Genomic DNA, 20,381 nt, shown 5'->3' with positions numbered 1-20,381 from the left:
AACCCCGGATGTCCTGAATTTGCTTTTTGTACTGCATCAACACTCAATGTACGGATCGTATTCACACCAAGCTGATCAATTTTATCAAACAATGTAACCCCTCCTGTAATTTAGGTTTTTTTTACCTATATTTCTACTTCTAATTTTATAGTATCTCCTCTAAAAAAGCAACGACTTTTAGTTTTTTTTACTAAAACTTGCTATTTCGGTCGTGTAGGCCTTTTCTCTTCTGGATTTCTTTCAATTTTTCTGGTGTGACATCATTTCCATCGGGATCAACAACTTTCATCCCTTCAATATGATGTCTCATGCCAGAACGAAAGGCTGTCAGATATGCTTCTCGTAATTCCTTTTGCTCTTTGACTTCAGCTGGTGTCAATCCTTCTGCTTTTTTCTTTTTAGCTAACTGATTGATACGTTCGATTTTTTCAGGCGATAACACAACTATTCCTCCTCGCTTTTGCTTCTCCTACATCTTATATAAAAAATGAAAAAAAAACAACTACATCAATAGTCTTTAATGCGAACATTTGTTTGAAATCAAGTATTTTCTATGGTACTATTTAGTTATCAAGTGAAAGAAGGTGTACCTTGTGGCCCGACAAACTGAAACAAGACAAATCGAAGTCTTACGATATATTCACGAACAAGTGACCCAAAAAGGCTATCCACCGACTGTCCGTGAGATCGGAGAAGCTGTTCAGCTTTCTTCAACATCGACAGTCCATGGTCATCTTGCCCGATTAGAGAAAAAAGGCTTTATTCAAAGAGACCCTACGAAACCACGTGCCATCGAATTGACGCAACAAGGATTATCAAAAATCGGGATTCGCCCAACAACGATCCCTGTTCTCGGAGTTGTTACTGCCGGAGAGCCGATACTAGCTGTTGAGGAAGCTTCTGACTTCTTTCCAGTACCACCAAACCTTTCATCAGAAGAAGGCAGTCTGTTCATGTTGACGATCCGAGGAGAAAGTATGATCAATGCTGGGATATTGGATGGCGATAATGTCATTGTCCGCAAACAAGAAACTGCACAAAATGGTGATATCGTTATTGCGATGACTGCAGAAGACGAAGCAACTTGCAAACGGTTCTATAAAGAAAGAGATCATTTCCGTTTGCAACCCGAGAATGATTTACTGGAACCGATCATTTTAGATGAGGTGTCGATCTTAGGTCGAGTCGTTGGTCTGTACCGTAGTCATATTTATTGATAAGAAAAGAAAATTCAGTTATTTATTTACGAGCTTGAGATCATGATCTCAAGCTCGTCTTTTCCTCTTTTAGCAGATATCTTTGTTCTTTTTGAACTTCCCTCTTTACAAACCGAACAAAAGTTCGTATACTAATAATACGAACTTTTGTTCGCATTCTATAAAGAGGTGAAAATCATGAAATCAATGAGACGTTTTGGTTTAGTATTGATCGTTTTGTTTTTAGGTATTATTATTGGTAATTTTGGTCTACGTACAGCGCTGTTGGTTTTTGTTCCTTTGTTTACATTGTGGTTTATGTTGTGGGATGAAAAAAAATACCGTCAATCACAACGTCGTCAATCCCATGAAGACTCCTTCTATCACGAAACCTATTACAGCTCCAGGCACTCGTAAAAGTAAATAAGATCGCTTCTATGAAAAATCCGTCCAAGCAAACGATGATCGCTCGTTTGCTTTTTTTAACGACAAACTGACTACCTACCCTTGCACTCATTTGTTCCATCAATAAATTGAGGCTACTCATCCAACGAACCCCCCCTTCCGCAAACGGTTCATCCGTTTGTGGAAGGGGGGGTTCTGTTCAATATTTTATTTGATTAATACTCCATCAAAGTAATCATGTCGTAGCCTTCGATTTTGTCACGACCATGCAAGTCCATCAACTCGATCAAAAAGGCACAACCAACAACAACTCCGCCAAGTTCTTCGATCAATTCGATTGTTGCTTTGATCGTTCCACCTGTTGCTAATAAGTCATCACAGATCAAGACTCTTTGTCCTGGTTGAATTGCATCTTTGTGCAGCGTCAAGGTATCTGTACCGTATTCAAGTCCGTAAGTGACTTCGATCGTTTCACGAGGTAATTTTCCTTTCTTACGAACAGGAGCAAAGCCCACACCTAATTCATAAGCTACTGGACAACCTACGATAAATCCGCGCGCTTCTGGTCCAACGACCATATCGATACGTTTTTCCTTCGCATAATCAACGATTTGCTTCGTTGCTTCACGATAAGCATCTCCATCAGCCATCAATGGCGAGATATCTCTAAATATAATTCCTTTTGACGGATAGTCAGGAATACTAGCAATATAATTTTTTAAATCCACTTTATTGTTTCCTCCTAGGTTGTTAACCATTTTTTTATTGTGGGAATGTCACTTAATAGTAAGAATTCCTCTGATTTGATTTTTTTCAATCGCTTCTGATAGCGGTCACTTGCAGTCAAAGGATGACTCGCCGGATCTGCGACTTTCTCCAAAACACCATTGTTTATTGTAACAAACTTCAACTCAAAAAACACCTGTATCATAAAAATTAATAATTTTTGTGGGATTTTTAAATAGTTGGCCATTGCACCTAATTTATGTCGGATATCGATCCGTTCTTGCGCATGGATCAATTTGAAGAGTCGTGCATATTGTTCTCTTGTTCCTACACCGTTCAAGTATGCTTCATCAACAGAAATACCTAAGAAGTAAACTCGACTAAATGCCCCAAAAGATAAGATCTCTTTCAAGTCGGTCAGATCCGTTGGACAATCGATCACTACTAATGCTTTTGGGTCATTTTCCTGAATCCATGATTGAATCATTTCTTTATCTGTCCCAAGAATGATGTGTTTTTGTATCGACTCATTTAGTTCTTTGATCGATGCTTCATTAAACGCTAAATAGAACGGACTTTCGATTTCATTTGCTAATGTTCGGTAACGTTTCGCCCGCCAATCAAATACTTGCAATCCTTCTACTGCAAAGTCAGAAACCATCAGCTGCGGTTTTTTACGCCCATTCCATTCATTGATCGATAATTGTCCGACAATATCAAGTGAATCATCTACAAATTCGTTTTCTTGTGGACCAAAACCAAACGCGACAGCATCTAATTGACTATCATCATCCACTAAAGAAAGCTTCAAGTGCTGTTGGTTCGAACCGATTCGTTTTACATTTTGGACAGCAACCTGTTTGAATAAGAAGTTAGGTACAGGATTATCTGTTCCGAATGGTGCCAGTAATTTCAATGTAGCGATTTGTTCGACCGTTACATCCTTTGGGGAGACGATTTCATCGATCGCCAACACAGGACCTTTGGACAAGTCAATTTTCTTTTCTTCTATATAGGCATTCATCCGGTCTTGTAACTGAGGGATATTCTCCGTTGGCATTGTTAATCCGACTGCTGCGTGATGGCCACCAAAAAATGTAAACAATTCACGCATCTCATTCAGCATATCGAAAAGATTCAACGCTTCGATACTTCGACCTGATCCTTTTGCAATGGTCTGGTCTTTGATGCCTAGAACGATTGTCGGTTTGCCTGTTTGGTTCATGATTTTTCCAGCGACGATCCCTAGTACACCTTCATGCCAGCCTGGATGTGCTAACAAATGGATCTGGTTCTCGTCATTGATCATCGCCAATGCTTCTGAGGTGATTTGCTCAACGATCGCTTTACGTTCTTCATTGACCGTTTGTAACTGCTCGGCTAATGTCTGAGCTTGACTTTCGTCGAATGTGGCTAGTAATTCAACCGCTGGATTAGGGTCTCCCATCCGGCCGATGGCATTCAAGCGCGGGGCAATCGAAAAACCGATCATCGTTTCATCCGCTTCATTCGCACGTACACTACTTTTCGCAAACAGTGCCTGTAAGCCTACTCGCTCGGTATGACGAATTGCCTCTAAACCTAACGCCACTAGCGTCCGATTCTCATCGGTCATAGAGACAAGGTCAGCGATTGTTCCAATTGCGACTAAATCTAAAAATTCTGCTGGTGGTTCTTCCAACAAAGCGGTCGCTACTTTAAATGCGACACCGACACCCGCTAATTCTCCAAAAGGATAATTGCCTTGTGGATGGCGGGGATGGATGATTGCATAAGCCGCCGGTAATTCACTAGGCAACTCATGATGATCTGTCACGATCACATCTACTCCCTGCTGTTGTGCATAAACAATTGCTTCATGCCCAGCTACACCATTATCGACAGTCACGATCAATTGGGTACCTGCAGCTATTTTCTCTTGATAAACGGTTAGATTAGGTCCATACCCATGTTCAAATCGATTAGGTAAAAAGACTTCAACTTGAGCACCTAGCAACTCTAACGTTTCTTTCATGACGGTCGCACTGGTGATACCATCTGCATCGTAATCTCCATAAACTAAGATCTGCTCGCCATTGATCACCGCTTCTTGGATACGGCTGATTGCCTTGTCCATGTCAAACATCAAATAAGGATCATAGAGTTTTTGTTCTTTTGGATGTAAAAACTGATGGATACTTTCTTCCTCTCGGTATCCTCTTTGCCACAGTAATTGCCCGATCAAAGGAGACAATTGCTGCTGTTTGATTATTTGGATAAAAGATTCAGAAGGTGTTGTTTCATTGACCTTCCAATCAAAATTTGCTCGTCTCACATGCTCACCCCTAACTTAGTCATTATAGCAAACGTCTTCTCTAAAAAAAAGAATTTCAGAAGAATAGATTCTGACAAATCCAACTAAAAGAAACCAAAGTAGGCAAAACAGATTCGTTTGCCCACTTTGGTTGCCTGCTAGAAATTGGATAAAACATCCTCTAATAATTTCTGAGATAATGATTTCTATCACTTTCTTCTATTTGCTTTTAGAAAATCAACAGTGATCCTTGATCAATCAAAGTAATTGACACTTTGCTTTGGTGTTTGAGAAGGTGATTCAGAAGGTGTTTGCATTTGTTCGATCTGTATTTGCTTTGCTTGTAATTCTGCTTGATAGGCCGCTTCAAGTTCCGCACGTTCATTACGAAATTGTCTTTGTTGTTCTTCTGTCGCCTCTTCGATTTTCTTTTGGATATCTGCTTGGTTCTCTGCTAATTCTTTTGTTAGTTGTTTCAATTGTTTCTTCTGTTGCCACAGTGTCGTAAAGGCTGTTAAAAACACAATCAATGCACCAATCAATGCTGAACCAATGATCACTAGAATCAATGGCGCATTAAAAGAAGCAAATCCAAAGCTTACAGGAACATTTTGATTGTTCAACACAGCGAACACGACAATGACAAGTACAAGTAAAAAACCAACGATCACACTACCTTGCTTTTTCATTTACTTCACCTACTTTTTATTAAAAATTCCACCTGCAAAATAATCCCCAATGGTTGGGAAAAGTGCATAAAATTTAGACGCGATTTCTAGCAATACCGGCTGATTGATCTCACGTTTAGGATGTTTCATCGCTCGCACGATCGTTTGTGCTAATTTAGTTGAATCCAAAACTAAGTGACCGACTTTTTCCAAATAACTACCACTTGGATCAGCCTTATCAAAAAATTCCGTTTCGATTGGTCCAGGATTCACCGTCGTGACCGCAACGCCTAGTGGTTTCAACTCTAAACGTAACGCATTGGAAAAGCCCAGAACAGCAAATTTAGTAGCAGAATAAATCGTAGATTTAGCTGTCGCCATTTTTCCTGCCATGGATGCCACATTGATGATATGTCCTTGACGTCTTTCTGCCATATCGATCGCAAATTTTTGTGTCAATACCATCATCCCCAAGACATTGACCTCGAACATATCGTAGGCTTTTCCTAAGTCAAAGGATAAGAAATCCTCAAAGATACCAAATCCAGCATTATTGACTAAGATATCGACACGTCCGACCTCAGTTATCACCTTGTCGTACAATTCATCTACACTGTCAGGATTACTAACATCTAGTTGATACGCGTATGCTGGTTTTCCACTTAATTCTTGACAAACCGCCTTCACTTCGCCGATTTGTTGGATTCTTCTCGCACATGTGACAACGATTGCCCCTTGTTTTGCTGCTTCATAACAGATCTGTTCACCTAAACCACCAGAGCCACCAGTGACTAATACGACTTTATTTTCTAAATTCAACTTTTTTCCTCCTCTTGAAACGGAACGTCCACAACCTCAAAATCTTTCATGACTTTTGTATTTGGAAAGATTTCTTGTGCTTCTTGTTCAAGTTCTTGTGTTGCTTTTCCTAGATATCTCGCACTGATATGGGTCAGTAATAATCTTTGGACATTTGCTTCTTTCGCCACTTCTGCGGCTTGATGAGTCGTCGAATGGAAATAGTTATGGGCCATTCTTGCCTCGTTTTTATTGAACGTACTTTCATGAACCAAGACATCTGCATTTTTTGCTAATATAACAGAATTGGTCGTTTTTCGAGTGTCTCCTAAAATGGTCACGATTCGGCCTTTTTTATCTGGACCGACAAAATCACGTCCATTGATGAGCTGTCCGTTATCTAATTGGACCGTCTCCCCTTTTTTTAGTTTTCCATAAATGGGGCCAGCTGGAATATTCAGTTCTTTAAGCTTATCCACTTGTAATTCGCCTTTGTGATCATGCTCAACGATCCGATATCCGTAGCTATCGATACCATGGCTTAATTTTTTTGCATACACAGAAAAGTGTGCGTCTTCAAAAATAGCTTGATCTTCTGATAAATCAATAAAAACAAGGGGATAACCTAGTTTTGTTTGAGAAATCGTCAGCGCATTGCGTACAAATGCTTCCGTTCCTTTAGGGCCATAGATTTCTAATGGTGTTTCGCCACCCTGAAAAGAGCGACTACTGATTAAACCTGGCAAACCAAAAATATGATCCCCATGAAGATGAGTGATAAATATTTTTTCTATTTTTCTTGGACGGATATTTGTTCGTAGAATCTGCATTTGCGTGCCTTCCCCACAATCAAACAACCAAACCTCATTTCGCTCGTCCAAAAGTTTCAATGCGATACTTGAGACATTTCGATGTTTAGCAGGAACCCCTGCGCCTGTACCTAAAAATTCTAGTTCCATAATTTACCTAACTTTCTATTCATTCTTATTAATTCTAGGGTAAAATCAGTCGACAATCAACTGAAATTCGCAGGATAATTTTTTAGAAGACTGTCCCTATAAATGAAAAGAGTGAATAAGTACCACTATTCTTACATCCATTCTTTTTATCGTTATTCAGAAGGTGTAGCATCCTCTGAGCTATCGGTTGTTTTTTTGTGCTTTTCATCCCAATTTTTCTGCGCTGTTTCTTTTGCATGTTTTTCTACCTCAGTAGCATCTTGAACATCTTGTTCTACTTCTTCATAATCCAATCGAGTGATTTCTCCACCTAATTCCATCATCACAAGTTGGTTCAATGGGCGGTTGTCCTCTTCTTCTGCGATCAAGATCAGACCTGTTGCGCCTTCGCCGATCTTATTTCCGACAAAATCAAACACCGTTTGTGCATCTTTGATTTCTTTGGCATCTTGGCTCGCACCAATCATTCCACCCGCAAACCATCCTAGCAAGATCCCTAATGGGCCACCTAAAACGCCAACTAGCATGCCGATCAGACCACCTTTAGAGGATTTATTGTTCCCGGTAAAATCTAAGAAGTCTTCGATTTTGAATTGATGGGCGCCATTAGACTGATGGCTGATGACCGCCATTTGTTCGCCTTTGATCGCTCTCGTCATGTGAAGCTTCTTGATTTCGGAAAATGCTTGGTAAGCTTGACTTTCTAACTCAAAATTCAATATGATCACTCGTTTGCTCATGGAGATCGCCTCTTTCTCATTTTCTTTTAGTGTACCTTGGAATAAACAAAAATAAAAGGGAAAACCTTTAAAAAATAACGCAGTATACAAAAAAAGGAGTTTGACATTCGTCAACTCCTCAAATCCGCTAAAGGTTCTACGAAAGCTTGCTCCTAAGAGGGTAAGTCAAAACCCAAAAAAATGAACGATTATTTTCTTAAATTCTACCTTACTACTTGGAACTGAACGGCTCTCTAGTCACCTAAATATGTGGTGTATCCAATACTATTCGACAAATTCAAACTCAAACTCACCAATACGCACCAAGTCACCATCTTTTGCACCTCTGGCACGCAAGGCTTCATCGACACCCATCCCACGTAATTGGCGAGCAAAACGCATCACCGTTTCATCGTGGTCAAAGTTAGTCATTTGGAATAACTTCTCGATCTTCTCACCTGACAATACCCATGTCGCATCTGGTTCACGATCGATCGTAAATTCAGGACCTTCTGGATTGAAGCCATAATGAACGGTTTCTTCTTCGATCTCTTCCTCATACAATGGGAATTCTGGTGTTACTTCCAATAGATCAGCTGTCGCATTCAGTAAGGCATCCAGTCCTTTACGAGTCACGCCAGAAATCGGGAATACTGGGATGTCATCGGCAAATTCATCTTCTTTGTTTTTATTTAGTTGTTCTTTGAATTTCACTAGATTTTCTTCTGCATCTGGCATATCCATCTTATTTGCTACAATGATCTGTGGACGTTCTAGCAAGCGCAAGTTATGAGAAGACAACTCATGGTTGATCGCCAAGTAATCTTCGTAAGGATCGCGCCCTTCCATTCCACTCATATCGATCACATGCAAAATGACACGAGTTCGCTCGATATGACGCAAAAATTGTGTGCCTAATCCGACGCCTTGTGAAGCTCCTTCGATCAGTCCTGGAAGATCCGCCGCCGCAAAACTACGTCCGTCACTTGTAGTGACCATTCCTAGATTTGGCACAAGGGTAGTAAAGTGATACGCACCGATTTTTGGTCTTGCCGAAGAGATCACAGAAAGCAAAGTCGATTTTCCAACCGATGGAAACCCAACAAGACCTACGTCTGCTAGTACTTTTAATTCTAATTCGATTTTACGTTCTTGACCAGGTTCGCCGTTTTCAGCGATTTCCGGCGCAGGGTTTCTTGGAGAAGCAAAACGGATATTTCCGCGACCGCCGCGGCCACCTTTTGCTACTACTAAAGTCTGGCCATCTTCAATCAAATCTCCTAAGAGTGCCCCTGTTTCTGCATCACGTACAGTTGTTCCTTGAGGGACTTTGACATACGTATCATCAGAACCACGTCCATGCATTCCCTTACTCATGCCATTTTCACCGGGCTGAGCCTTAAAGTGACGATTGAAACGGAAGTCCATCAACGTACGTAAGCCTTCATCAACGACTAAGATCACATCGCCTCCTTGACCGCCATCACCACCAGCCGGTCCTCCATCAGGTACATATTTTTCTCTACGAAACGCAACCATCCCGTCTCCGCCTTTACCAGCCTTCACGTCGATTGTTACTTGATCTAAAAACATGGACATATTATCGTCCTCCTATTTCCTTTTATCTATTCTAACTATACTGACTACCTGAATTTCCACAATAAACACAAGTCCTGTCTATTTTATCGGTGAATGGCCCGTTTGTCCATCATTAAACTGAAAGTTTCACGGAAATTCGTGGCTCTTTCTTTATTTTACTGCAAGAACGAATGGAGACAAAATAAAACGTTGTGACCAAAAGTTTCAAGAAAGTTCTTAAAGTTCTTTAAGAAACACTTTGGTCACAACAGTTATTTTACATATTTTTCTAGGAAACTACTTACAGTCTTTTGATAATTCTCAGGATCGATCGAATATGCTTTGGCATGCTCTGCTCCTGGGACGATATATTTTTCTTTTGGTCCGTTCGTCGCTTGGTAGACTTTGTCCAACATTTCGTAAGGAACAAATGTATCCGCATCCCCATGGATAAACAGCATCGGTAATTGGTTTTTTTCTAATTGTTTGATTGCATCAGCTTCTCCAAAGAAATAGCCGGCTCTGATTTTTGTCATCAAGCTAGTTACTTGGATCAATGGGAACGGTGGTAAGCTAAATAATTCATTAAGCTGATAAGCCAATTCTTCGTTAACAGAGGAATAGCCACAATCTTCGATGATCGCTTTAACATTTGTAGGCAATGGTTCTCCGCTAGTCATCATCACAGTAGCTGCCCCCATACTAATACCGTATAAAACGATTTCTTCAGATTGACCGTTTGTTTCAAGCACTTGATCGATCCATTTCACATAATCTTTCCGTTCGTGCCAGCCAAAGCCGATATAATCCCCTTCGCTTTTTCCGTGTCCGCGGGCATCAGGAACTAATACGTTATAGCCAAGATCATGGAACATCTTTGCGTAATTTGCCATCGTTTCCGCATTTCCCATATATCCATGAGCCACGATCGCTGTTTTATGACTGTCTGTTGCTGGTAGATAAATGGCTGATAACTTCAATCCATCCGCAGATGTCTGTTGCCATTCTTTACGATTTTCAGGGTTCGCAAACCAAGAATGTGCACTCGATTCTTCATTTGTTTTTGTTGTGCCAGGAGTATCGCCTTCTAAAAAGTCTTTTTCTGAAGGAACAACGGCATAGTTATAAAAATAATTACCCGCAAAGACTAATACGACTGTCACGAGTAATGTCACGCCGATTAAAATTTTGATCCAAAGTTTCATCTTATACCTTCCTTGCTTTTACATTGATGTACTGTCTAAAATTAGTATAAACAAAGAGGACGTGTGATGCAATCTAGAATAAATAATAATCGTCATTGAAAAGCCCCGTAAAGCTCTGATCGCTTTACGGGGCTTTTCAATATTTATAATTACACAATTATTTACTTTCGATCAACTTGAAGTTTGACCATGGTTTCAAGAAATCAAGTAAGAATAACTCATCGTCTGAGATACGTCCGACGACATTCACTCGTCCATCATTCTTCATTTCTTTTAAAGCAATTTGTGTTTCACCTTTATATTGTCCGTAACCAACGTTATCGATCAATACATCCCCACGGGTCATATCTTTCGTATTATGCGCTGGGAATGGTTTGTCTTTGTAATAGATGCGTGTCATCGTTGAACGCAAGATATACTCTGAGCGATCTCCACGATAACTATGAAGATTATCGAATAGACAAATACGTTCATCTTCTGTGATATCTTCTGCTACATCAACTTTTAATGTAGGATAGCTTGCAAAGAAAGCTTCAGACATTGCACGTAATTCCTCTTCACTCGCATAAGCATTTCCTACAGAGATATCATCGATCAAACCTGTCAACATCAAGTGTTTGACTTGCGTCGCGATTTCAAGATCACGATGGTCTTCTAATGAGCAAAGTCCGTCTTGCGTCGGCCATGGGCCAAAGTCAGCTGTTTGTGAATTTACGAATGCCATCGTATTCAAATTATATTTGCGGAATTTCTCCGAACAAGCGACAAAATGATCATAGCCTAAACCAGAATAACGATGAGGGTAAAAGTTATGTGAACCTAGTAAGTTATCTGTGTTCGGCGAATAACTCATGATATTGTCAACATAATTCGTGCCTGAACTCATGTTGATCTCGATTTTGATATTGTATGGATTCCGAGTCATTTTTGCTTCTTCTGCTCCAGTAAATCCAATGTCCAAACGAATGCCGTCGGCGCCCATCTCATCGAAGAACGATAGATCATCATATGAGATCTCTAACTGTTCAAATAACGCTGGATTGATATCCACCATGACTTCCATCTCTAATTGATTGGCATAATCGACGACTTTTTTAAAGTCTGCTAAGACTTTTTCTTTATCGTCTGCAATTTGTAATAAACTTGTGAATACACGTTTAAATCCGTATTTATGTGCTAAATCTAAATATTCTTTGTCCTTTTCAAACGTTGAACGTTCTGGATAAATTGAAATTCCTAATTTTCCCATGTGTTGATACCCTCCTGGATGTGCGTTTTTGTATCCACTTACATTATAACAAACCGCTTTCAAATGGTCTACACCTTTTACTATTTATTAAATAATTTCGCTTATTGTTCGAAAAAGTGTAGGTATTTATCTGATAATTTGCTATCATTAAAGATAACAACGAACAAAAAAAGAAAGGAATTACTTATGAAACACAAAAAATTATTTTTAACTATGAGTATGGCTGCAACGCTATTATTTGCAGCTGGTTGTACGTCGAACGGTTCAGATACCGCCTCTTCAAGCACGAAAGAATCAACAGAAAAAACAACAGAGACTAGCACTGTAGAAAGTATTGATTTAAATTCTTTAGAGTTACCTCAATTGAATACAGAAGTCGCTGATAACGAAGATCTAGTTGAAATGGTCACAACTAAAGGAACGATCAAGATCAAACTATTCCCAGAGCTTGCACCAAAAGCTGTGGAGAACTTTATGACTCATGCCAAAGATGGCTACTACGATGGCGTCACTTTCCATCGTGTCATCCAAGACTTTATGATCCAAGGTGGCGATCCTGATGGGAACGGAACTGGTGGAGAAAGTATTTGGGGAGAAGGTTTTGAAACGGAGATCTCAAACCAACTTTATAACATCCGCGGTGCCCTTTCAATGGCTCGTACACAAGACCCGAATAGTAATGGTAGCCAATTCTTCATCGTACAAAACTCTGATGATATGCATGATGGTTTATTGAAAGATGATTACCCACAAGCCATTATTGACGCCTACAAAAACGGCGGCTACCCTAGTTTAGATGGTGAATATACGGTCTTTGGTCAAGTCGTTGAAGGAATGGACGTTGTTGATGCTATTGCTGCTGTCGAAACAGATAGCTCAGATAAGCCAACAGAAGATGTGAAGATCGAAAAAATCAACATCTTACAGGAAGCAAAATAAACACACATTTGATCACTTTCTACTGAAACATCAAATGAGGTGGGGACAGAAGTGTTCAGCCTCGAGAAATAAGGCGCCATCCACGAAAATTGTATTTCAAATTTTTGTGGATGGCGCCTTATTTTCGAAGAGGTTACTTTTTGTTCCCGCCGTTTATTCGGTTATAGGTGGGAGAGGTGAACGAATGTCCCACTCCCTTTTTTTAATTAAAAAAATTTTGATGGCTGAGACTTTACAACTATTTTTTATATTTTCGCTAAAAAATAGTTGTTTTCATTTTTACCTTTAGTAAAACTTAACATTTTCAAAACAGTCTTAAATAGACAAAAAAAGACCATCCAAGAATAGAAAACTATTCAGAAGATGATTCTTTTTTTGTGGAAAGCTGCTTTCCGCTCCCCTATTGCCATATCTATTGATATTTTTAGAACCGCTCTATGGGTTCCTAAAGTTTATTTTTATCTTTATGCTTGCTCATTGACGATAAATGTAAATTCACATTCACACACTTTTGTATCGTCAACAAAAGCTTCAGAAATCGCAGTCCCTACAGGTCCTTTCATTTTGATGATCTCAAAATGACACTTCATCACATCCCCAGGAACGACTTTTTGGCGGAATTTTGCTTTGTTGATCCCACCGATATACGCACGTTTCCCTAGGAACTCTTCTGATTTTAAAATCAAGATCGAACCTGCTTGTGCAAGGGTTTCTAGAATCAACGCTCCTGGCATGACCGGATTGTCAGGGAAATGCCCTTGGAAAAAATCTTCATTGATCGTTACATTTTTTGTTGCAATGATCTTCTTTCCTGAATCGATCGAATCCACGTAATCGATGTAACAAATTGGGTAACGGTTTGGAATAAGATCCATTACTTCCGTTGCTGATAATGCGTATGACATAGTTTACTCCTTCTTTCGGGCAATAGCCGTAATCAATACTTTGATTATCAAAGTATCATATTCTTGATTATTTGGCAATCATTTTTTATTCATCAAAAAAATAGTTTGACAATCAAAGCATTTTACTGAATAATAAGAAATCAAGAAGTTATTTTTTTGCACTTATATTATCGTCAAACAAAACTTTTATTGAATCAAAGGAGTGTCTATATGTCTTTTTTAGAAGGAAAAAAAATCGTGATCATGGGTGTTGCGAATAAACGCAGTATTGCTTGGGGTTGTGCGGAAGCAATGATGCAACAAGGCGCTGAGATCATCTATACGTACCAAAATGAACGGATGAAGAAATCGTTAGTCAAATTAGTCGGTGAAGATGCCTTCACTGTAGAGTGTGATGTCGCTAGCGATGAGAGCATCGAAAAAGCGATGGATACGATTGGTGAATATGCCGGTGAGATCCATGGTTTGGTCCACGCTGTTGCTTATGCCAACAAAGAAGAGCTTTCAGGTAACGTTTCTGATATTTCAAGAGATGGTTATCAATTAGCACAAGACATCAGTAGCTATTCATTGATCGCTGTATCGAAGTATGCCCAAAAGTACTTAGCTCCCAACAGCGGCATCGTAAGTATGTCTTATCTTGGTTCACAACGAGCGATCCCTAACTATAATATGATGGGCATCGCGAAAGCTTCACTAGAAGCTGCCATTCGCTACTTAGCCGCTGAATTCTCACCTAAAGGAATCCGTGTCAATGGGATCTCTGCTGGTGCGATCAAAACGTTAGCCGTGACTGGTGTGAAGGATTACCAAAAATTGATCGAGTTATCCGAATCACGCACCCCCGATCAACAAGGTGTGACGATCGAAGAAGTCGGAAATACTTGTGCCTTTTTGATCAGCCCCCTATCTAGCGGGATCATCGGTGATATCATTTACGTAGATAAAGGTGTTCACTTATCTTGATCCAATAAAAAATCAGCCCTCCAATGTGAGAGCTGATTTTTTTGTAGTTATTTTTAAAGCCAGACATTATTCGACGACTTCGATCCAACCTTCTGGTGCTTCGATATCCCCAAACTGGATACCCGTCAATTCTTCATACAAGCGCTTAGTTACTGGTCCTACTTCTGTCTCACTATAAAAGACATGTAAATCATTTTTATAGTAGATTCCACCAATCGGTGAAATCACCGCTGCGGTTCCACACGCACCTGCTTCTGCAAATTGATCAAGTTGATCGATGTAGATATCTCCCTCAACTGCTTTAAGTCCCAAACGTTCTTCCGCAATCTGCAACAAGGAATACTTCGTAATACTTGGTAAAATCGAAGGCGATTGCGGTGTGATGAACTGGTTGTCTTTAGTGATACCAAAGAAATTCGCCGCGCCGACTTCTTCAATTTTTGTGTGCGTCGCTGGATCTAGGTAAACGCAATCTGAATAATTTAATTCTTTCGCTTCAGTTCCTGGTAATAAACTTGCTGCGTAGTTACCTCCTACTTTGGCAGCTCCCGTACCATTTGGAGCAGCTCGGTCATAACCAGAAACGATAAAGTTCGTTGGTTTCAATCCACCTTTGAAATAGGCTCCTACAGGCGTACAGAAAACCACAAACAAATACTCAGGCGCTGGATGAACACCAATGTTTTCTCCGACACCGATCAGGAAAGGACGTAAATATAACGTTGCTCCTGAACCATAAGGTGGCACAAAGGATTCATTTACCTTTACGACTTCTTTCACTGCATCAACAAACATTTTTTCTGGAACCATGGGCATCAATAAACGTCTGGCACTCTGGTTCAAGCGACGACTGTTTTGCTCTGGACGGAATAAATTGATCTTTCCATCTTTTCTGCGATAAGCCTTTAATCCTTCAAAGCACTGTTGGCCATAGTGAAGTGCGGGCGATCCTTCATGAAGTGACAGATAATTATCCTCAGTCAATTCGCCTTTTTCCCACTCTCCATCTTTCCATTTGGCAACGAAGCGCCAAGGTGTTTTGATGTAAGAAAATCCTAAGTTATCCCAATCTATTTGCATGTTCATACCACCAATCGTCAGTTTTGAAATATTTTAGCACTATCTCTCCCATTTGTCATCGTTTATTTTAACCACTTGTTATTGCAAGTGTGATTGGTAGCTTATCTAATGATTTATTTTGATTTTTATGCTGTTCTTGTTACAATACAAAAGAGACTAATTAGAAAAGGGGATTTTATGTTTTCATTCATTGCAACAGCAGAAACAACAAGCTCAACCGGAGAAAATTTGACCGATCAAGCGGTCAGTCAACTCAATGCGTTCCAACGTTTTTGGAATAATATTGATTGGGATGGGATTTTTTCTACAATGATCCAAAAAGGATTATTCCTTATTTTTTTGATTATTCTTTTTGGACTCATCAATCGAATCAGTAAATACTTGATCGACAAATCTTTTAAACAATATTCAAAAAAAACCGTTCTTAACGGTAGCCGCTTAAAAACGTTACAAAGTCTTTTAAATACCATTTTCAATTATACGATTGGCTTTTTCTTTATTTATGCCATCCTATCCGTGATTGGTGTGCCGATTGGTTCACTATTAGCCGGAGCAGGGATTGCCGGAGTAGCCATCGGTTTAGGGGCACAAGGCTTTATGAGTGATGTGATCACTGGCTTCTTTATCATCATGGAACAACAAATGGACGTAGGCGACTATGTCAAATTAACGAATCTAACTATCGAAGGAACCGTGGTATCCGTTGGTATCCGGACACTGCAACTCAAAGGTGTTGACGGTACCGTTCACTTCATTCCAAACCGTAGTATCACAACGATCAGTAACCTCTCTCGTTCCAATATGCAAGTCGTTCTTGATATTCGGATCGTTCCGGAAGAAGGCTATGATAAGATCTATGAGATCATTCAAAAAGTTAATGAAACGTTAGCTGTAAAATACGAAGAGGAATTACAAACTGAACCATCGATCTTTGGATTGGTCGATATCGGCAACAGCAACTTTGCGATTCGGACGATCTGCTACGTTTTAAATGGTAAACAGTTCGAATTGAAAGAAGAATTTTTGAGTTCATATGTCAAAGAACTGACAGCTGCCGGTTACAGCATCCCAAATACACCAATCGTGTTGAAATAGTTTATGTAGCGTCTACGCTGGGCGTGGGACATTAGCCCTCTCCTACCACCTAAAACCGAATGAACAGAAGTGTTTAGGTTTGACCTCTTTTTTTAATCATTAGAAAAATGTCTAAAATGACTAAAGTATTTGATTCTCAGGACAACTTTATTCCCACTCGTGTCATTCCTTAATACAACAAATAAAGCGACGTCCAAAAGTTAGAAATATAGTCTAACTTTTGGGCGTCGCTTCGTTTGTTTTATGTCTTTATCTTTAGTGAGTAGGATCAATTACCTTTAACTAACGATATCGATTCTTTCTCTCAATTCATCTACATCTATTTTTGGTGATACAATATTTTGGCGTTCTAATTCGTGTACCATGTAATTGACTGCTTTCAGTAACTCTTTTCGTGTGATGATTCCTTTGAACACTTTATCCTCTGTGACGACTGGCAAGAACGAAGCATCAACTAGTAAATGAAGAACTTCTTCTAGTTCCCAATTTTCATCAATGGTTGGTACATCGGTTTCCATTACATCAGCCACTGTTAGGCCTTCTAATGGTTCCATACTGATTGTTTGTAGGTCCATCATCTTATTGACAACATTTGATAGACTGACTAGACCAACAAAGCGATCATCTTTCCCTAAGACAGGGATTTTAGTGTAGCCAACTTTCGATAAAACTAATAGTCCATGCGATAACGGATGTTGATACATAACATTTGCCACGTTTTCTGCTGGAACCAAAAATGTCTCTTGATTTTGCAGTAATAACTCTCTTACAATTGGTCCAATCATGTATTGGCCCTCCATTTCAAATTCTTTCAATATCTCTATTTTACCGAAAACGGATGCAAAATCTATACAAACATTTCTATTTTTAGCAAAAATTAGAGTTTGTTTGTCAGCGTTTATATTCAAATGCCATGTTATCGATTTTTTTGTGTGATCGATTATAGTACTGGACAGCAAGTGTCTCTTTCGTACTCTCGATGATTGCGTATGCTGGGATTTGGATCATTCCTCGAGGTTGGGAAATGCTTCCTGGATTCAAGAACAAGATACCTTCTTCAAATTCACACCCTAGTTGATGGGTGTGACCAAAAAGAGCAATCGTTGCGTGTTGCTCTTTTGCTTCAAGGGCTAACTGAGTCAAACCAAAGCGGACATTCGATAAATGGCCGTGAGTCATATATACCCGATCAAGCCCAGTATCTACAACTCGTTTAGTCTCAAAGTCTGTGCCGAAATCACAATTGCCTTGTACACCGAAATAAGTTTCCCAAACTTCATCTGTTGCGTCAAGTTCTGAATCACCGCAATGAAAAAAATAATCAACTTGATTTTGGTATTGGGATAGCAATTCTTTGATGATTGCTCGATCCCCATGATTGTCACTAACGACTAAATAGCGCATCTACTCCACTCCTTCCAACCATGCCTGCCAAACTTGGCTTAGTTTTGCCATGGCCAAGCCTCGGTGACTGTGGTTATTTTTTTCTTCACTTGAGATTTCTGCCGCTGTTTGAGTGTACCCATCAGGAATGAACAAAGGGTCATAGCCAAAGCCATTTTCGCCTTTAGGTATCCGACCAATTCGTCCAGGCCACTCTGCTTCCACGACTAAACTTTCTTTATTTGGTTCAGCAAAAACCAACGTACAATGAAATTGTGCGGTGCGTTCTTCATCAGCTACATCGGTTAATTCAAAAAGCAGTTTTGCGTTATTTGCCGCATCACTCTTATGTTCGCCAGCAAAACGGGCAGAATAAACTCCTGGTCTGCCACCTAACGCATCGACTTTCAGGCCAGAGTCATCCGCCAATACTGGCTGGTTCAATACTTGAGCAATCGTTTCTGCTTTTAACCGGGCGTTTTCTTCGAATGTTGTACCTGTTTCTTCGACATCAGGTATCTCAGGATAATCGAACAATGTTTTGACTGTATAGCCTTCCTTCGCAAATAAGGTACGGAATTCTTCTGCTTTGCCTGCGTTTCGAGTAGCAATCACAATCGTTTTTTCTGTCGGTTCAGGCGTAGTGTCTGACCATTCGCTCAACAAAACATTTTTTTGTTCAAAAATCAGTGATTCGATCGCTGTTTTACCATAAACAAGCATTTCGTTCAATTGTTCACCATCAAAGGTAGCTTCTTCGCCTGTGCCTTGGATCTCCACAAATCTGCCTGATTCCGTCATCACTAAGTTCATGTCGACTTCCGCTGCCACGTCTTCGTGATAATCCAAATCAGTCACACATGTCCCATCAGCTAAAATCCCTACACTGATGGCGGCTAAATGTTCTTTGATTGGATCATTCGCTAACACTTTTGTCTGTAATAATTTTTCGATTGCTAATCTTAAAGCCACAAATGCACCGGTAATACTTGCTGTTCGTGTGCCACCGTCTGCTTGGATCACGTCACAATCAACGATGATGCTACGTTCACCAAGTTTCTCGAGATCGACGACCGCACGCAACGAACGACCGATCAAGCGTTGGATCTCCATCGTCCGTCCACTTAACTTACCTTTGCTGCTTTCACGACGATTTCTCGTATTCGTGGCGCGAGGTAACATACTGTATTCTGCTGTCACCCATCCTTTACCAGTCCCTTTTAAAAAGGGGGGCACTGACTCTTCAACCGTTGCCGCACAAATCACTTTCGTATCGCCAAAGCTGATCAAAACTGATCCTTCTGGATGCTTTAGCACATTTGTTTCAATCGTGATTTTACGTAAATCTTGGACATTTCTTCCGTCATGACGCATCATTGCTCTTTTCCTCCTAAATCAATCGATTCAACGATCAGTTCTTTTAATCCTAACCAATCTTGGGCAATCTCATGGAACATTTTAGCTGATCCTGTCGTATAAAACTGACAAAGCGTTCGGCCATTTTGTGGTGAATTACTGATTTCAAAATAGTCAAGTAACATCGAAACTTCGCCAATCGTTTCTGCTCCTGAATCGATCAGCATGACTTTATCCCCCATAACATTCTGAATGATTGGGCGAAGGAGCGGATAATGGGTGCAACCTAAAATCAAGGTATCGATCCCTTTTAATTCTAATGGAAGCAAAGTTTGAGCCACGATTTTTTTAGCGACTGATGATCGGTATTCTTTACTTTCTACGACTGAAACAAACTTTGGACACGCCAAGCTGGTAACTTTCAGTTCGGGTGCTTTATCCAATAATGCCGTCTCGTAAGCAGCACTTTTGACGGTACCAATTGTTCCAATCACCCCTACTCGATGATTTTTCGTCTGCTTGACTGCCGCTCTCGTTCCTGGCAAAATCACACCGATCACTGGAATCGAGAGTGTTGCTTTGATTTCTTCTAATGCGACCGCAGTTGCCGTATTACAGGCAATCACAAGCATCTTTATGCCTTTTTCAACTAAATAATTCGTCATTTCCCATGTATAAGCGATCACTTGCTCTGCGGGTCTTGGTCCATATGGACAGCGCGCGGTATCGCCAACGTATAATATGTTTTCATTCGGCAATTGCTTCAATGCTTCTTTGACGACTGTAAGACCGCCAACCCCTGAATCAATAAAACCGATCGGACGTTTATCTGTCAATCGAATCATCCTTTTTCAAAAAAAT

The 20,381-nt window shown here is 40.1% G+C and carries 22 protein-coding genes; 5 read left to right on the top strand and 17 right to left on the bottom strand.

Annotated features, from left to right (window positions below; genetic code table 11):
• Together I2F89_RS15820 and I2F89_RS14830 are read right to left on the bottom strand one after the other, a co-directional pair.
• Positions 1-92, bottom strand: a 92-nt coding sequence (locus I2F89_RS15820) for a hypothetical protein (RefSeq protein ID WP_153830417.1), incomplete at its 3' end; no start/stop codon positions are given.
• Positions 93-190: 98 nt separating this feature from the next.
• Positions 191-442 (bottom strand): DUF896 family protein, encoded by a 252-nt coding sequence (locus tag I2F89_RS14830; RefSeq protein ID WP_074799670.1) that lies wholly within the window; start codon positions 440-442, stop codon positions 191-193.
• A gap of 151 nt (positions 443-593) precedes the next feature.
• Here I2F89_RS14830 and lexA point away from each other — a divergent pair, with 151 nt between their 5' ends.
• Complete coding sequence (gene lexA, locus I2F89_RS14825) at positions 594-1,217, top strand: transcriptional repressor LexA (RefSeq protein WP_010735571.1); 624 nt, start codon at positions 594-596, stop codon at positions 1,215-1,217.
• 177 nt (positions 1,218-1,394) lie between these two features.
• A complete protein-coding gene (locus tag I2F89_RS14820) occupies positions 1,395-1,613 on the top strand; it encodes a hypothetical protein (protein ID WP_023519576.1) in 219 nt (72 codons plus the stop codon).
• A 203-nt stretch (positions 1,614-1,816) separates the two neighbouring features.
• On the opposite strand, the gene I2F89_RS14815 is transcribed toward I2F89_RS14820, so the two are convergent.
• The 9 genes from I2F89_RS14815 to I2F89_RS14775 form a co-directional block, all read right to left on the bottom strand.
• Complete coding sequence (locus tag I2F89_RS14815) at positions 1,817-2,329, bottom strand: adenine phosphoribosyltransferase (RefSeq protein WP_010735573.1); 513 nt, start codon at positions 2,327-2,329, stop codon at positions 1,817-1,819.
• A 14-nt stretch (positions 2,330-2,343) separates the two neighbouring features.
• Positions 2,344-4,641, bottom strand: coding sequence for a single-stranded-DNA-specific exonuclease RecJ (gene recJ, locus I2F89_RS14810; RefSeq protein WP_074799671.1), 2,298 nt, complete (start codon positions 4,639-4,641; stop codon positions 2,344-2,346).
• 233 nt (positions 4,642-4,874) lie between these two features.
• Positions 4,875-5,309, bottom strand: a complete 435-nt coding sequence (locus I2F89_RS14805; RefSeq protein WP_023519574.1) for a LapA family protein — start codon at positions 5,307-5,309, stop codon at positions 4,875-4,877.
• A 9-nt stretch (positions 5,310-5,318) separates the two neighbouring features.
• Positions 5,319-6,107, bottom strand: coding sequence for an SDR family NAD(P)-dependent oxidoreductase (locus I2F89_RS14800; RefSeq protein ID WP_074799672.1), 789 nt, complete (start codon positions 6,105-6,107; stop codon positions 5,319-5,321).
• A complete protein-coding gene (gene rnz, locus I2F89_RS14795; RefSeq protein WP_071867809.1) occupies positions 6,104-7,045 on the bottom strand; it encodes a ribonuclease Z in 942 nt (313 codons plus the stop codon). The genes I2F89_RS14800 and rnz overlap by 4 nt, the downstream gene beginning before the upstream one ends.
• 152 nt (positions 7,046-7,197) lie before the next feature.
• Positions 7,198-7,785: a DUF1269 domain-containing protein gene (locus I2F89_RS14790; protein ID WP_074799742.1), complete on the bottom strand. Its 588-nt coding sequence runs from the start codon at positions 7,783-7,785 to the stop codon at positions 7,198-7,200.
• Between the two features lie 264 nt (positions 7,786-8,049).
• Positions 8,050-9,363 (bottom strand): GTPase ObgE, encoded by a 1,314-nt coding sequence (gene obgE / locus I2F89_RS14785; RefSeq protein ID WP_034689254.1) that lies wholly within the window; start codon positions 9,361-9,363, stop codon positions 8,050-8,052.
• A 251-nt stretch (positions 9,364-9,614) separates the two neighbouring features.
• Positions 9,615-10,547, bottom strand: coding sequence for an alpha/beta hydrolase (locus I2F89_RS14780; RefSeq protein ID WP_074799673.1), 933 nt, complete (start codon positions 10,545-10,547; stop codon positions 9,615-9,617).
• A gap of 157 nt (positions 10,548-10,704) precedes the next feature.
• Entirely contained in the window at positions 10,705-11,796 is a 1,092-nt protein-coding gene (locus tag I2F89_RS14775; RefSeq protein ID WP_071867811.1) for a DUF871 domain-containing protein, read from the bottom strand.
• A gap of 186 nt (positions 11,797-11,982) precedes the next feature.
• Between I2F89_RS14775 and I2F89_RS14770 the strand changes: the two genes are divergently transcribed.
• The gene (locus I2F89_RS14770) at positions 11,983-12,735 is read left to right on the top strand and encodes a peptidylprolyl isomerase (RefSeq protein ID WP_074799674.1); all 753 of its coding nucleotides are present in this window, start codon (positions 11,983-11,985) and stop codon (positions 12,733-12,735) included.
• A 464-nt stretch (positions 12,736-13,199) separates the two neighbouring features.
• Here the strand turns inward: I2F89_RS14770 and fabZ are convergent, their stop codons facing one another.
• Positions 13,200-13,640 (bottom strand): 3-hydroxyacyl-ACP dehydratase FabZ, encoded by a 441-nt coding sequence (fabZ, locus tag I2F89_RS14765; protein WP_071867813.1) that lies wholly within the window; start codon positions 13,638-13,640, stop codon positions 13,200-13,202.
• 210 nt (positions 13,641-13,850) lie between these two features.
• Here fabZ and fabI point away from each other — a divergent pair, with 210 nt between their 5' ends.
• Entirely contained in the window at positions 13,851-14,606 is a 756-nt protein-coding gene (gene fabI / locus I2F89_RS14760) for an enoyl-ACP reductase FabI (RefSeq protein WP_010735584.1), read from the top strand.
• Positions 14,607-14,672: 66 nt separating this feature from the next.
• On the opposite strand, the gene I2F89_RS14755 is transcribed toward fabI, so the two are convergent.
• Entirely contained in the window at positions 14,673-15,686 is a 1,014-nt protein-coding gene (locus I2F89_RS14755; protein WP_195514573.1) for a branched-chain amino acid aminotransferase, read from the bottom strand.
• A 177-nt stretch (positions 15,687-15,863) separates the two neighbouring features.
• Here I2F89_RS14755 and I2F89_RS14750 point away from each other — a divergent pair, with 177 nt between their 5' ends.
• The gene (locus I2F89_RS14750) at positions 15,864-16,781 is read left to right on the top strand and encodes a mechanosensitive ion channel family protein (protein WP_195514572.1); all 918 of its coding nucleotides are present in this window, start codon (positions 15,864-15,866) and stop codon (positions 16,779-16,781) included.
• 278 nt (positions 16,782-17,059) lie between these two features.
• Here I2F89_RS14750 and cbpB read toward each other — a convergent pair whose 3' ends face one another.
• From cbpB to racE, 4 genes are all read right to left on the bottom strand, one after another.
• Positions 17,060-17,566: a cyclic-di-AMP-binding protein CbpB gene (gene cbpB, locus I2F89_RS14745; RefSeq protein WP_071867815.1), complete on the bottom strand. Its 507-nt coding sequence runs from the start codon at positions 17,564-17,566 to the stop codon at positions 17,060-17,062.
• A 106-nt stretch (positions 17,567-17,672) separates the two neighbouring features.
• Entirely contained in the window at positions 17,673-18,185 is a 513-nt protein-coding gene (locus I2F89_RS14740) for a metallophosphoesterase (protein WP_071867816.1), read from the bottom strand.
• Positions 18,186-19,538, bottom strand: coding sequence for a ribonuclease PH (gene rph, locus I2F89_RS14735; RefSeq protein WP_074799743.1), 1,353 nt, complete (start codon positions 19,536-19,538; stop codon positions 18,186-18,188).
• Positions 19,538-20,365, bottom strand: a complete 828-nt coding sequence (gene racE / locus I2F89_RS14730) for a glutamate racemase (protein WP_071867817.1) — start codon at positions 20,363-20,365, stop codon at positions 19,538-19,540. Before racE ends, rph begins: the two co-directional genes overlap by 1 nt.
• Positions 20,366-20,381: the final 16 nt, after the last annotated feature.

It is taken from the genome of Enterococcus sp. 1001283B150225_161107_E12, from assembly GCF_015556925.1.
Taxonomy (GTDB): domain Bacteria; phylum Bacillota; class Bacilli; order Lactobacillales; family Enterococcaceae; genus Enterococcus_B; species Enterococcus_B mundtii.
Note: the sequence above shows the minus strand (reverse complement) of the source record. Positions and strands in the feature narration are given on the sequence as shown.

Bases quoted from the DNA above. Each gene is read 5' to 3' on its own strand.
- I2F89_RS14820 (WP_023519576.1), top strand. From the start codon at position 1,395: ATGAAATCAATGAGACGTTTTGGTTTAGTATTGATCGTTTTGTTTTTA.
- I2F89_RS14805 (WP_023519574.1), bottom strand. From the start codon at position 5,309: ATGAAAAAGCAAGGTAGTGTGATCGTTGGTTTTTTACTTGTACTTGTC.
- rnz (WP_071867809.1), bottom strand. From the start codon at position 7,045: ATGGAACTAGAATTTTTAGGTACAGGCGCAGGGGTTCCTGCTAAACAT.
- I2F89_RS14790 (WP_074799742.1), bottom strand. From the start codon at position 7,785: ATGAGCAAACGAGTGATCATATTGAATTTTGAGTTAGAAAGTCAAGCT.
- obgE (WP_034689254.1), bottom strand. From the start codon at position 9,363: ATGTCCATGTTTTTAGATCAAGTAACAATCGACGTGAAGGCTGGTAAA.
- I2F89_RS14780 (WP_074799673.1), bottom strand. From the start codon at position 10,547: ATGAAACTTTGGATCAAAATTTTAATCGGCGTGACATTACTCGTGACA.
- I2F89_RS14775 (WP_071867811.1), bottom strand. From the start codon at position 11,796: ATGGGAAAATTAGGAATTTCAATTTATCCAGAACGTTCAACGTTTGAA.
- I2F89_RS14770 (WP_074799674.1), top strand. From the start codon at position 11,983: ATGAAACACAAAAAATTATTTTTAACTATGAGTATGGCTGCAACGCTA.
- fabZ (WP_071867813.1), bottom strand. From the start codon at position 13,640: ATGTCATACGCATTATCAGCAACGGAAGTAATGGATCTTATTCCAAAC.
- fabI (WP_010735584.1), top strand. From the start codon at position 13,851: ATGTCTTTTTTAGAAGGAAAAAAAATCGTGATCATGGGTGTTGCGAAT.
- I2F89_RS14755 (WP_195514573.1), bottom strand. From the start codon at position 15,686: ATGCAAATAGATTGGGATAACTTAGGATTTTCTTACATCAAAACACCT.
- I2F89_RS14750 (WP_195514572.1), top strand. From the start codon at position 15,864: ATGTTTTCATTCATTGCAACAGCAGAAACAACAAGCTCAACCGGAGAA.
- cbpB (WP_071867815.1), bottom strand. From the start codon at position 17,566: ATGATTGGACCAATTGTAAGAGAGTTATTACTGCAAAATCAAGAGACA.
- I2F89_RS14740 (WP_071867816.1), bottom strand. From the start codon at position 18,185: ATGCGCTATTTAGTCGTTAGTGACAATCATGGGGATCGAGCAATCATC.
- rph (WP_074799743.1), bottom strand. From the start codon at position 19,538: ATGCGTCATGACGGAAGAAATGTCCAAGATTTACGTAAAATCACGATT.
- racE (WP_071867817.1), bottom strand. From the start codon at position 20,365: ATGATTCGATTGACAGATAAACGTCCGATCGGTTTTATTGATTCAGGG.